We start from the raw sequence: 13591 nt of genomic DNA, 5'->3' as shown, positions 1-13591 counted from the left end.
CGGCGGCGCTGGCGGCGCGGGGGGCGCCGGCGGAGGCGGCGGCGCGCTCGGCGGCGGCGGCGGCGGAACCTGGGTGATCTCCACGGCGGCGATCGGCGTGGCGATGGCGATCAGGGCCCCGATGGTCAGGGCCATGACGACGGGTCGACGGGCGGTGGCGGGGCGGGCGTTCATGATGCGGTCTATCCTTCTGGTCAGGGATTGGGCGTCGCCCGCCATGCCGACGGCGGCGGGCTGTCGGAAGTCGGCGGCGAGGCCGACGAGGGCGCGGGCGTAGGTCCGGCGATCCATGGCGACGATCGCCGCGGCGTCGGCGGCGTCTTCGGTCCGGCCGACCAGCGTGGCGTGCAGCAGCCAGACCAGCGGATTGAACCAGAACACGGCGAGCGCGAGGCGGGACAGGGCGAGGAACAGCCAGTCGCCGCGGCGGATATGGGCCAGCTCATGGGCCATGACCGCGGCCGCGGTCTGGGGCTTTGCGAGGCAGGTCTCCCCGATCAGAACGACGCCGGGCGCAAGGCCCCAGCTCAGCGGAGACTCGACGGCTTGCGAACCGATGACGCGCGGCCGGCCCCGGCGAGGCAGATACTCGAGCGGCGCCGTCCAGGCTGCCTCGGTGACCGGCCGGCCCGACCGCGTCCAGCGCCGCAGGGTCAGCACCCCGAGAACGAAACGTCCGAACACCGCCACGGCGCCGATGACCCATGCGCCGATCATGATATCGATCAGCGACAGCGGGCGGATCGTTCCCGAAACCGACAGGCCGGCGACGGGGCCGACGGCGCCTTGCCAGACCGGGGTCGACGGCGCGACCTCGGCCGCCGCCGCGGGCAGAAGCGCGAGCTCCAGACCCGGCGCGAGCGCCATGATCACCGGCAGCCCCAGCAGGATGCAGACGGCCGCGCGCAGCACGTCCACCCGCTCCACGGCGGGTCGCGCCGACAGGGCCGCGGCCAGCACCAGGCCCGCTCCGGCGATGACGCTGGACTTGGCCAGCAGTTCGACGATCAATCCGGCGTCCGTCATCCGCGCTCCCTCGCCTCCTCGATGGCGCGTTCCAGCGCCTCCAGCTCCTCCGGCTTGAGACGCTGCGTCAGTCCCAGCAGGGCCGTGGCGGCCATGGCCGCCGACCCGGCGAAAAAGGTGTCGACGGTCCGGCGCAGGGCTCCGGCGGCGATCGTCTCGGGGCGTTGAAGCGGGCGGTAAACCACGCCCTCGGCCTCGCTGGACCGGCCCACCAGACCCTTGGCCTCCAGTCGGGCCAGCAGGGTGCGGACGGCGGAATCGCTGAGATCGCCGCCCATGGCGGCGCGCACCCCGCTGGTGGAACCGGTCTCGAGGCGGCAGAGCGCCTCGAAGGCATCTCGCTCGCGGCGGGGAAGGGATTCGATCACGACGGTTCCACTAGATGTTCGCTACAAACGTAGCGCTACACTTGTAGCGAAAGTGGGCGGGATTAAGGCGGTGGATTTCCCCACCTCGGCCGGCCCTTATCGCTCGCGCACAAGCCCCATGAGCAGCGCCGCGAGCCCCGCGAGGCCGGCGAGGATCAGCAGCAGCGACTGAAACCCCCCGGACCCCAGGACGACATAGGCCAGCCCCGGGCCGAGGATCGATGGCAGGGTGTTGGTCAGATTGAGGACGCCGAGGTCTCGCCCCCTGTGACCGGGCGATGGCAGCAGCTGCATCGCGAAGGTGGACTGCAGGGCCAGAAAGATCGCGCTGCCGACGGCGAACAGGCCGTAACCCCAGATCGCCACCGTCCAGTCCGTGAACAGCGCCATCACCACGAGGCCGGCCGCCGCCATCCCGGCGCAGGCCTGCAGGAACGGCGTGCGGGCGGCCGCGAGGTCGGACCATCGCCCCAGCGCGACCGACAGCGGGACGGTCACGACCGCGACGACGCCGCAAAGCCAGGCCACCCGGACCGCCATCCGGTCGGCGTCGAGCACCCGGCCACCAACCTCGACGCTCTCGAAATAGTAGAGCAGGTAGGCGAACATGATGGCTCCGGCGATCTGGACCAGCAGCCGGGCTCCCCAGAGGGCGACGAGATCACGCCTCCGCCTCGACCGAACGACGGCGGGGTCGACCGGGGACGAGACCAGCGGGGCCCTTACCCGGAATACCGCCAGGAAGGGGGCCATCAGCAAGACGACCAGCAAGGCCGTCACGGCGAGCCTCGCGGTCGGCGACGACGCGGCCATGACGACGACGCCGCTCAGGGCGCCCAGCGGATAGGCGGCCCCCATCAGCCCTCCCAGAAGGCCCTTCTGGGAGTCCGGAACCTCGTCGGCGGCCAGGGCCGAGAGGGGGGCCAGCATCAGATTGACGCCCAGTTGAAACAGGGCGACGGCGCCGAGAATCTCGAGCCGTGTGTCGGCCACGGCCACCAGCCCATAGGCGAGGACGGCGCCCACGACGCCCGCCACAATCCACGGCCGACGACCGCCCGTCCCTCCGGAAAACCGGTCGCTCAGGGCGCCGGCGCCGATGTTGGCGACGCTGGCCGTCAGGGCGCCGACCACGGCGGCCAGCGACAGAAGTCCGACCTTGTCGCCGAGCCCGAGAGCCGCGATCCGCATCGGCAGAAGCAGGGTCAGCAGCGGCGTATAGGCGACCACGCCTCCGCCCCAGGCCAGGGCGTAAAACAGCAACCAGAGGCGGGGTCTTCGTCGCCCGGTCGGCGGAGCGACCATCACCGGCGCGGCGGGCTGGTCGAGGCCCGGACGGCGAATCCAAACGGCGCGACGGTCTGCTCCGGCAGGTCGGCCGCCTTGGACTTGGCGCGGATCAGAAGATCGGCCGCCGCCGCCGTCATGGCGGCGATAGGCTGGACGACAGCCGTGAGCGGCGGGTGGCTGAAGCGCACGATCGGCGTATCGTCGAAGCTGACGATGGACAGGTCGGTCGGGACCATCAAACCGGACGCCTTGGCGACGGCGAGGGCGGCCAGGGCCATCTGATCGTTGCTGGCCACGATTCCCGTTGGCGGGTCCGGCAGGGCCAGCATCCGCCCCGCGGCCGCGTCGCCGGAGGCATAGGTGAAATCGCCCCGCCCGATCAGCGCCTCGTCGATCTCGAAGCCGCGCGTGGTCAGGGCCGAGCGATAGCCGGACAGCCGGGCCTGGCTGAGGGCGTATTCGTCGCTTCCGGTGATGAAGCCGACGCGCCGATGGCCCAGATCCAGCAGATGGCCGGTCGCCGTCTCGGCCGCGCCGGCCTCGTTCATCGAGATCGCGAAGCCCGGCCCCGGCGTCGCCGAGCCGATGCGTGCGAAGGGCAGCCCCTGACGAACCAGCAGTTCGGTGATCAGCGGGTTGTCGGAATGCGGCGGGGTCAGGATCACCCCGTCCGGATGCAGGGCCGACAGGGCGGCCTGGACTTCCCGCTCGACTTGGGAGGAATGAGTGTCGATCAGTTCGAAGATCATCCGGTAACCGGACTCCGCGGCCCTCAGCATCCCGCCCAGCAACATCTGATCGACCCAGTCGGTACCCTCGCCCGACCGCCAGGCGTCGATGGTCCGGTCGCGATCGTTCAGCGCCATCAGCAGATAGGACCGCGAACCGCCCATGCGCTGGGCCGCGATGCTGGGAACATAGCCGAGGCGGGCGATCGCCTCGTTCACGCGCTCCTGCACCTGCGGCCGGACATTGGGGGCGTTGTTGATCACTCGCGACACGGTCTGCAGGGAGACGCCCGCCTCGGCAGCCACATGTTTTATGGTGACGGCGCGGCGCAAAGGGTCAGTCTCCAGATCCCGGGAGGGACCTCATTGTGTCAGGCTTGGCCGTTCCCGGGCAAGCGCCGTCCTCAGGCCGAGCGGACCGCGGGCGGCTCGGCGGCGCAGTGGGCGTCGAGGAACTCTGCATGGGTGGTCAGGCGCGACACCCGGTGCATCAGCCCCTGCCGCGCGCCCTCCAGCTCGCCGGGGATACGCGCGAACGGGAGGCGGTCAACGACGGGGTGCCAGCTGCGCGGCGCCACCCCCATGCCGTCCAGCACCGATTGCCAATTGGGATCGCGGAACAGCTCGTCCAGGCCTTCGGACAGCGAACCGTTGACCTTGAACAGCTCGATCTTGCGCTGCAGCGACGCCGGCGGCTCCATGGTCCGGCATTCTCGCCAGAAGGCCGTGTCGTCCCGCCGCGTAGTGCAATAGTGCAGGATCACGAAGTCGCGGATTTCCTCATAGTCCGCGATCATGCGTCGGTTGTACTCATCAGCCAGATGCCGGTCGCAATCAGCATCCGGCAGATAGCGGAAGAAGAACTCCATGCCGCGGTAGATCAGGTGGATGGCGGTGGATTCGAGCGGCTCGATGAAACCGCTGGCGAGGCCCAGCGACAGGACGTTGCGGCTCCAGATCTGTTTGCGCACCCCGGTCCTGAACCCCACCGGCATGGGGGGCGCGACCGGCTCGCCCTCGACCTGCGCCATCAGGACGGCGGTCGCCTCGTCGTCGCTCAGATAGCGGCTGCAGAAGACGTGGCCATTGCCCGTCCGGTGCTGCAGCGGAATCCGCCAGCGCCAGCCGAAATCTTGGGCATGGGCCACGGTGTAGGGCGCCGGCGGACCGACATTCTCAGTCTGCACCGCGATGGCGCGATCGCACAACAGCCAGTGGGACCAGTCCTCATGCTCGACGCCCAGCGCCTTGCCGATCAACAGGGCGCGGAAGCCGGAGCAGTCGATGAAGAAATCCGCATCGACGGAGCGCCCGTCCTTCAGCCGCAGACGCTCCACGAAACCGTCCGCGCGGGTCACGACGTCTTCGACCATGCCCTCGGTCCGTTTGACGCCGCGGGCCTCGGCGAAATTGCGCAGAAACCGCGCGACGCGCGACGCATCGACGTGCAGGGCGTAGCTGGCGCCGGCGATCGGCGTGTTCGGCGCCTTGAACGGCAAAGTGAACCGCCCCTCGCGCGCCATCACGCTGGCCGGGGCGAAGTCCTGCAGGCCGGCGGCGTAGCCGTGATGCTTCGCCTTCAGCCACACCTGGTAGAAGTCGCTGAGCCCGACGGGCGCCCCGATGGTCCCGAAGGGGTGGAAATAGCGTTCGCCCTTCTCCGACCAGTCGCGAAAATCGATGCCCAGTTTGAAGCTGGCCCCGACCTCGCGCACGAAGTCCTGCTCATTGATTCCGAGCTTGGCGAGCAGCTGCAGGAACGGCGGCACTGTGGATTCCCCGACGCCGATGGTCCCGATGGCGTCGGACTCGACCAGTTCGATATCGAACAGCTTGCCCTTGAAATGCTCGGCCATCACCGCCGCCGCGATCCATCCGGCCGTGCCGCCGCCGACGATGCACACCTTCTTCAGCGGACGGCGGCCGGCGGGTTCGATGGGGGGCGTCATGCGGCGACCGGGGGTTCGAGGGATGAGAGAAAATCGGCATGGGATGGCGCGCGGGCCACGGCGTCGGCCACCGCATCCCGCATCGCGGCCAGGCTCTTTGACAACTGCCCGGCGTCCACGCCGTCGACGGCCGGATCATACCCTTCCGGCCAGACCCCGAAGCCGTCATAGATGGCCAGCCAGCTGGCCGGGTGGAACATCTCCCAGCGATAGCGAACAAACTGGCCGCGCGCCTTCCACAGATCGAGCTTGCGCTGCAGGGTGTCCGGCGGGGTCACGGCGCGGCAGTCCGCCCAGAACGGTTCATCCCGGCCATTCAGCTGGTAGTGCAGGATGATGAAGTCGCGGGTCCGCTCCATCTCCCGCGCGGTCTGGTCGTTGAACTCGTCCAGCACGGGCTGGGCGAAGCGGCGATCGGGGAAGAGTGTTTTCAGCCGGTCGATCGCCGTCTCGATCAGGGCGATGGAGGTGCTTTCCAGCGGCTCGAGGAAGCCCGACGACAGGCCGATCGACACGCAGTTCCTGACCCAGGCACGGCCCCGGCGTCCGGGGCGGAATCCGATCCGCCGCGGCTCGGTCAGCGGCCGCCCCATCAGGTTCGGCATCAGATCGGCGAGGGCCTGTTCGTCCGTGACGTGGCGGCTGGAGAAGACGATGCCGTTACCGGCGCGGTGTCGCAGCGGAATGCCCCATTGCCAGCCCGAAGTCCGCGCGGTGACCCGGGTGAAGGGCGCCGGCTGGTCGCCTGGAGCGTTCTCGCTCTGCACCGCGAAGGCGGCGTCGCACAGCAGCCACTGGCTCCAGTCCTCATAGGGTTCGGCCAACGCCTCGCCGATCAGCAGGGCGCGGAAGCCGGAGCAGTCGATGAACAGGTCGCCCTCGACCCGGCGGCCGTCGTCGAGGACGACGCTGTCGATGAAGCCGTCGTCCGGACGCAGGTCCACGCCATTGATGCGGGCGTCGATCCGCGCGCAGCCGCCCGCCTCGGCATAGGCACGCAGATGCCGGGCGAAGGCCGTCGCGTCCAGATGCAGGGCCCAGTCGAACACCGACAGGCTGGACGGCGGCCGCGGCGAGGGCGTGACGAACCGCCCCGCCGCGGCCATGGCGGCGCTCAGCGAATAGGCGCCGAGGGGCGCGGTCTGGCCACGCGCCCGGTCGGCCAGCCAGTAGTGGTGGAAGCCGACGCCGTTCAGATCCTGACCGTAGAGGCCGAACGGGTGGATGAAGTCCGAGCCCGGCCCGGACCAGTCGCAGAAGCGGATGCCCAGCTTGCAGGTCGCGCCGGTCGCCCGCATCACCTCGGCGTCGCTCATACCCAGCTGGGCGTAGAAGCGACGGATCGTCGGAATGGTCGCCTCGCCGACGCCGATGGTGCCGATGTCCGAGGACTCGACCACCGTGATCCGCATCGGCGTGCCGCGGACATGCTGCACCAGCGCCGCCGCCGTCATCCATCCGGCGGTGCCCCCGCCGACGATGACCACGCTGCGAATGCGGGAATCTGCTTCCATCCGGCCAGCCTGCACCCTGAACGCCTTCCAAAAAAGCCGCCGGCGACGTTTCCGCCGCCGGCGAGGTCTTCAGGAAGATCAGAACCGGGCGCGCAGGCCCACGGAGTAACGCGGCTCGAACTGGTTGCGCGAATGGAACTGCTCCGCGCCCTCCTCGAACTCGAGATAGTATTCCTCGATCTCGCCGAACACGTTCGAACCGTTGAGATACAGCGCGATGTCCTCGGTCAAGTCATAGGTGACGTTCACGTCCACATACTGGGCCGTGTCCTGATAGATCGGGATCGCGCCAAACGTCGAGGACAGGCGTGGCGTGCGGTAGTTGTAGGCCACGCGAGCCTGCAGGCGGTCGTCCTGGTACCAGACGGCGGCGTTGACCTGGTATTTGGAGTTGTCCTGGAACGGCAGGTCCTCGCCCGACAGGTTCAATGCGTTCTGCGAGCTGTCGGAGAAGGTGAAGCTGCCGTCGAAGCCGAAGTTCGACCACAGGCCGCCATCCGCCAGCAGGTCGCTCAGCGCCACCTTGGCTCCGATTTCCACGCCCTGGAGTTCACCGCCGTCGCCCTGAACCGGACGGTTGACCGGCACGGTGCGGCGGATGACGCCGTCCTGGTCGGGGAATTCGCCATCGTTGACGGTGGCGCGCGTGACGAAGCTTTCGATGTTCAGCTTGAACAGGGCGATGTTGAACAGGGTGCCGCGGCCCAGATAGTACTCCAGGCTCAGGTCGTAGTTGTCCGACCGCCACGGATTGAGGTCCGGGTTGCCGTTGGCGCTGGCCCCGGTGACGCGGCGGACCCCGACCGGCGGCGCCGTCGGATCTTCAGGCGTGGGCCCCAGCGAGTCGGCTGTCTGGATAGTCACCCCACCCCCGTAGTTCCCCAGATCGAGCGGGATCATGGTCTTGTTGAACGCCGCTCGCAGCCTCAACCGCTCATTGAAATCCCAAGCCAAATTAACCGACGGGAGGTAGTCGTAGTAGCTGCGGCTGGAGAAGGTGTCGCCGACGTCCAGATTGGTGTCGCCGTAGTTGCGCGTCTCTCCCGTCAGGTTTTGCCGCACGTCCATCTCGGTCCGGATCACCTTGAGGCCGACGTCGCCCGTCAGAGAGGCAAAGGCGATGCCCGAGTTCAGATAGACGCTCTGTTCCACCAGCTGCACCGAGTAGCTGTTTCCCGGGATGATGACCGGATAGGCGCTGCCGAACACCCGTTGCTGGAAGGCCGTGACGTCGTCGAAATCCCTCGGGTCCGCGACCCAGACGCCGGGCAGGCCCCGGGTGATCGAACCGTAGTCGTCGAGGAAGTAGACGTTGTTGTGCTCGTTCAGCCTGGTCGGCCGGTTGACCGTATAGCCCTGGAAGCAGGTCGGCGTGTTCGCCGCGCCGCCATCGCCGCAGTTGCCCGGTGTCGCGCCGACCGGAGCCAGGGGGTTGAACGCGGGGTTCGAAACGAACTCGCCCGCCTGGCACTGGTTCTGGTTCATGACCACGTCGATGGCCTTCCACTGCGCCGAGCATCCGTTCGGGTCGGTGGCGCCCTCGCCGGCGTAGAAGTCCGAGAACAGGTGGAAATTCTCGATCTCCACCTCCCGATCCGAGTGCCGCCCGCCGAAATCGACCCGCGTGATGAAGCCGAGGAGCGGGGCGTCAAAATCATACGAACCGTCCACGCGCGCCACGTCGAGGGTTGAGTCGTTGCGCTGATTGCCTTCTGATGAGAAGGCCGCGACGGCGTAGCTGTCTACGTTGGCCATGTAGTCAGTCAGCGTGTTTCCAGCGCCCAGACCGCCCGAAATCGGCTGATCAAACTGGCTCCACACTGTGTTGGAACCGCCGATGTCGAGATGGACCAGCGGGTCCTCGCCGATGCCGAGCGGGTTTGGATTGATGTAGCGGCCGCCGTTGGAGCCGACCACGCCGTTCGAATACTGCGAGGCGGGATAGAGGGCCGCGATCGAGGCCGGATAGAACGGGCCGCGCGTGCGGTCATTGGCGTCGCGGAACAGGGTGAACTGCCGGTCGGGCGAGTACTGCCAGTTCGACAGATCGCCCTGCACCTGGCCATTCATGCTCAGCAGGGAGGCGTCGGCGTGAATCGCCCGCGCTGACAGGCGCAGCGGACCGCCGTTGTCGTAGTCGAGCTCGAGGTTGTAGTTGGTCGACTCGGTCTCGGTGACGCGATTGACCGTGAAGGAGTTTAGCCACCAGACGTCTAGGTCGTATTCCTCCACATCAAGCCACGGCTGTCCGTTCGATCCGTTGACGCCTGTGGTCTCGAACTCAGTCGGAATGGTCCAGCCCAGGGCACTCCAGCGGTTGGAGATGTTGAGGCCCGCCGCGCGGTTGTATTCCTTCTGGTTGGTGTGGAAGGCCTCGCCCGTCAGCGTCAGGCCCTCGCTGATATCCCACTGCAAGGCGCCATTCAGGCTGTAGCGGTCGCGCTCGACCACGCGCCGGAAACTGTCATAGCCATGCGGCGCGATCCAGTTGTCGCCGGCGCCGCCCCAGTCGTTGTTGCCGAACACGCCGCCGCTTACGCCGGAATAGTTATTGCCCAGGTTCGACTGGCTCACGACCCCCGACAGCATCACGCCGAAGCCGTCCGTTCGCCAGTTGAGAAGACCGTTGAACAGGTAGTCGTCCTCGCGGGTGTCTTCGCCGGTGGCGTATTCCTGCGTCAGGGCGATGGTCGTGCCATCGTCGAAATCGAACGGCCGGCGCGTCCGCAGGTCGATCGTGCCCGAGATGCCGGACAGGGCGTTGCGCGGGTCCATCGACTTGAAGACGACGATGGAGCTCATCAGCTGCGACGGCACGTCGTTCAGATTGGGCTGGGCCGTGCCGAGATTGCCCGCGCTGAGATACTGTTCGCCATTCAGCAGGGTGACCACCTGCGGCAGGCCGCGGATGTTGACCGTCGAACCCTCGCCCGCGTTGCGCTGCACCTGGATGCCCGCGATGCGCTGAAGGGCGTCGGCAACGGTGACGTCCGGCAGCTTGCCGATGTCCTCGGCGGAGATGGCGTCAACGATCGCCGTCGACTCCCGCTTGATGTCGATCGACTGTTCCTGCGAGCGCCGGATCCCGGTGACGATGACCTCGTCAATCTGGGTCGCCTGGTCGCCGGGATCCTGCGCCAGCACCGGCCCGGCAAGCGCGCTGCTCGCCATCAACGCGCCCAGCCAAATCGCCCGGTTCACTCTCATCGGTCGTCTCCCCCTCAAGGTCCCCAAAACCTTTGTTTCAAGACGGGCCGACGAGGCGAATTCAGGAGCGGGCCGACAGTGGGCCGCCAGCTTAACGCCACAGCAGCGTGGCGCTAAAGCTCAACACCCCAGACAGGGCGTTCTCCCGGGTTTCCTACCTCGAAGGTCTCCGCCTTCTGATCGTCAGCTAAGCACAGGTTGAGAGCGTTCACAACGTATTGTTTGAGGCCATGAATGCTCTGACTTACCGGCCCGCGTCCAAGCGGTTGCTACTCTGCCGGACAGTCCGCCGCTCCGACATCCGGTCGCAGCTGGACTTCCGATATGGACACTGTCGCCGCGCCGGTGCTGGTCAGGACGAACGGGGTCTCCACCGCCTCGGCCCGAGGCTCCGCGAAGCAGGAGAGCCGCACCTTGTGGGACCGCCAAACTCCCAGGGGGGCGGCCGTCAGCTCGCTGGTCAGATCTCGCGACACCCCCCCAAATCCCAGAGACAGGGTGCCGGCCGGCGTGCTGTCGAGGCGGTAGCGGAAGCTGAGGGCAAGATCCCCGTTCACCTCGCGGCGCAGATCGACCGGCGGTCCCCAGATAATGGCGCGCGCCGGACCGGTGAACGTCAGCCGTCGTCCGCTTTCCTGGGCCAGGTCGTCAACCGCCTGCACGGACACCTGGCCTCGGGGACTCTCAGCCGCGGCTTCCCCGCCCAGCCGGGTCTGACCGCCGGCATCCTCAAGGATCAGCGACCAAGGCGGGCTGATGCGGCCGTTGACCAGATATTGGTCCGCGCCGCCGGCAGCCGAGCTGACCCCCGATTCCTCGGACAGGATCGGCACCTCGGACGTCCGCGCGTAGCTGAGACCGTAGCCATAGGCGAACAGCGGGTCGTAACCCGGCTCACCGCGGTTCAGCGGCTCCCCCGTCGCGTCCTTGGGCCAGCTGAACGACAGGACGCCTGTGAAATCATGTCGCGGAGCGCCGGCCGCATCACCGACGAGGACATCGGCCAGCCCGCCGCCTTCCGTCCCCGGCAGCCAGGCGGCGACGAAGGCGTCGGAGGCGTTGAGCTCGGGATTGACCCACATCGGCCGTCCGGACAGGAAGACCGAGACCGTCGGAATGCCGGCCGCCTTCAGCCGACGCAGGATGGCCAGCGGCTCTTCCGGTTCGAAATCCACGGTGCGCAGGTCGCCGAGAAACTCCGCATAGGGCGTTTCTCCGAACACCACGATTGCGACGTCCGGGCGTTCGGCGAAGGCGCCGTCCGGGCTCAAGGTCGCCGAGCCGCCCGCGGCCGTCACCGCCTCGTTCAGCCCCGCCCAGATGGATTGGGAGCGGGGGAAGTGCGCGTTCGTATTGCCCGTCCCCTGCCAGCTCAGGGTCCACCCGCCGGAGGCCTGCCCGATGTCATCGGCCGCGGCGCCGGCGACCAGGATGCGGGCGTCGCCTGCGATCGGCAGAACACCACCCTGATTCTTGAGCAGGACGAGGGATTCCCGAACGGCCTGACGCGCCAGGGCCCGATGGGCGGGGGAACCGAGGTGCTGCAGCTGACCCTCGACCGGACGCTCCTCGCGGAACACCCCGGTCTTCACCTTGGCCCTCAGGATGCGCCGCACCGCCTCGTCCAGCCGCGCCATGGAGATTTCGCCCGATCGGACCTGGGCCAGCGTGTTCTCGTACAGGGGCTTCCAGCTGTCCGGGGCCATGAACATGTCGATGCCGGCGTTGAAGGCGGCGGCGCAGCTCTCGTTCGAGCATCCGGGCAGCTGGCCATGCGCGTTCCAGTCGGACACCACGAAGCCGTCGAAACCCAGCGGGCCGCGCAGCACATCGGTCAACAGCGTCGGATTGCCGGTGTGTTTCACGCCGTTCCAGCCAGAGAAGCTGGCCATCACCGACAGGACGCCGGCGTCGATCGCCTGCACATAGCCGCCGAGATGGACGTCGATCAGCTCCTGCTCCGTCCCCGTGAAATCGCCTTGGTCCCGGCCGCCGTCCGTGCCGCCGTCGGCGAGAAAATGCTTGGCCGATCCGGCGATCCGGCCCGGCTCCAGCGGCCGGTCGGGGCTGAGGGTTCCCTGCAGGCCCAGCGTCAGCGGCGCGGCGTAGGCGCGCTGGACTTCCGGGTCCTCGGCATAGCCCTCATAGGCGCGGCCCCAGCGGTCGTCGCGAGGGACGGCCAGGGTCGGGCCGAAGGTCCAGTCGGCGCCCGTGACGGCAACTTCCAGCGCGGTGGCCTCGCCGATCTGCCCGATCAGCTCCGGATTGCGGGCCGCGCCGAGGCCGATGTTGTGCGGGAAGATCGTCGCGCCGATGACGTTGTTGTGACCATGCACGGCGTCGATGCCGAAGATCAGCGGCACCCGGGCCCCGGGGCGCGCCGCGGCGCTGGCGCGGAAGGCCCTGGCCAGGTCCACCCAGCCTTGGGGGTCTCCCCTCTCCTCGCCGCCGGGGCCAGAATTGCCCCCAGCGAGAATGGACCCAAGCGGGTACTGCTGCAGGTCTTCCGGGCGGATCGAACCGATATCCGCCTGGATGGTCTGGCCGACCTTTTCCTCGACGGTCATCCGGCTCATCAACTCGGTGACAAAGGCTTCCGTGGCGGGATCGCTCATCGCGGACGGCGACGCCGCCCTGGGCCATAGGGCCGCTGTAGCGCGGGCCGTGGCCGCGTCCGGAACGGGGGCGATCGACTGGGCTGATGCCGGGGCCGCGAGGGCGATGCCCGCAGACACCACGAGAGCCATGGTCGAGACTGAACTGCGCATCCTGTTCTCCATCAACGGCGGGTATCCGGAGTGGCATGACGCCGTCGACGGCAGCGGACGTATTCGTCGCGCTCCCCCGATCAGGCCCCTCAGCCTGGTTTCCTCCTCCGAGAACTCCGCCTCTTGACCTCACTACAACACAAATTGTGATCGTTCACAATCAGCCGCTGGCATCTCTCCGGATGGTCCGGGAAGGATCGTTTGCAACGACCCGCCGGCGCCCCCCTGTGGGATCCGGGCCCAGAACGCAAAATCGCCACCCTGGCGAACCGGGGCGGCGATTTTGCGATGATATTGGGTGCGGGAGTAGGATTTGAACCTACGACCTTCAGGTTATGAGCCTGACGAGCTACCGGGCTGCTCCATCCCGCGGCAAACGGTAGTGTAAGGGAAGAGCGGTTCGAGAGGCGGGCGACGGCCCGTAATACAATCATCTATCCGTCTGGTAGACCCGGCGGCGACCTACTCTCCCGCGCCTTAAGACGAAGTACCATCGGCTCTGGAGGGCTTAACGACCGAGTTCGGAATGGGATCGGGTGGGGAACCTCCGACATAGCCACCAGGTCAACCAGGCGGATAGACGATTGTGAGAAGACATTGTCAGCCCGGCTAGTAGCCGAGAAAATCGAATGAGTTTTGCTGAGAAACGATCAAGCCGATCGGATTATTAGTACCAGTAAGCTTCATGGGTCGCCCCACTTCCACACCTGGCCTATCAACGTGGTAGTCTTCCACGATCCT

General features: G+C 67.5%; 8 protein-coding genes, 1 tRNA gene and 2 rRNA genes. All 11 read right to left on the bottom strand.

Translation table 11 applies throughout. From position 1 onward, the window contains the following. Positions 1–1026 (bottom strand): M56 family metallopeptidase (locus tag ACK4JY_RS14615; protein WP_409606836.1); only part of this gene is annotated, 1026 nt, incomplete at its 3' end. After that, positions 1023–1394: a BlaI/MecI/CopY family transcriptional regulator gene (locus ACK4JY_RS14610; RefSeq protein WP_409606835.1), complete on the bottom strand. Its 372-nt coding sequence runs from the start codon at positions 1392–1394 to the stop codon at positions 1023–1025. The genes ACK4JY_RS14615 and ACK4JY_RS14610, both read right to left, overlap by 4 nt. A gap of 96 nt (positions 1395–1490) precedes the next feature. Next, a complete protein-coding gene (locus ACK4JY_RS14605; RefSeq protein ID WP_409606837.1) occupies positions 1491–2699 on the bottom strand; it encodes an MFS transporter in 1209 nt (402 codons plus the stop codon). Then, positions 2699–3718, bottom strand: coding sequence for a LacI family DNA-binding transcriptional regulator (locus ACK4JY_RS14600; protein WP_409606834.1), 1020 nt, complete (start codon positions 3716–3718; stop codon positions 2699–2701). The genes ACK4JY_RS14605 and ACK4JY_RS14600 overlap by 1 nt, the downstream gene beginning before the upstream one ends. Positions 3719–3816: 98 nt before the next feature. Beyond that, positions 3817–5361 (bottom strand): tryptophan halogenase family protein, encoded by a 1545-nt coding sequence (locus ACK4JY_RS14595; RefSeq protein ID WP_409606833.1) that lies wholly within the window; start codon positions 5359–5361, stop codon positions 3817–3819. After that, positions 5358–6875, bottom strand: coding sequence for a tryptophan halogenase family protein (locus ACK4JY_RS14590; RefSeq protein WP_409606832.1), 1518 nt, complete (start codon positions 6873–6875; stop codon positions 5358–5360). Before ACK4JY_RS14590 ends, ACK4JY_RS14595 begins: the two co-directional genes overlap by 4 nt. Positions 6876–6953: 78 nt before the next feature. Further along, on the bottom strand, positions 6954–10082 hold the full coding sequence (locus ACK4JY_RS14585) for a TonB-dependent receptor (protein WP_409606831.1): 3129 nt from the start codon (positions 10080–10082) through the stop codon (positions 6954–6956). A 269-nt stretch (positions 10083–10351) separates the two neighbouring features. Next, complete coding sequence (locus ACK4JY_RS14580; protein WP_409606830.1) at positions 10352–12850, bottom strand: glycoside hydrolase family 3 protein; 2499 nt, start codon at positions 12848–12850, stop codon at positions 10352–10354. Between the two features lie 295 nt (positions 12851–13145). After that, positions 13146–13222 (bottom strand) — tRNA-Met (locus ACK4JY_RS14575). Between the two features lie 77 nt (positions 13223–13299). Further along, a 5S ribosomal RNA gene (gene rrf / locus ACK4JY_RS14570) occupies positions 13300–13414 on the bottom strand. A gap of 82 nt (positions 13415–13496) precedes the next feature. Next, a 23S ribosomal RNA gene (locus ACK4JY_RS14565) occupies positions 13497–13591 on the bottom strand; the annotation flags it as partial.

Origin of the sequence: Brevundimonas sp. (genome assembly GCF_046295595.1) — a bacterium.
Lineage (GTDB): Bacteria > Pseudomonadota > Alphaproteobacteria > Caulobacterales > Caulobacteraceae > Brevundimonas.
Note: the sequence above shows the minus strand (reverse complement) of the source record. Positions and strands in the feature narration are given on the sequence as shown.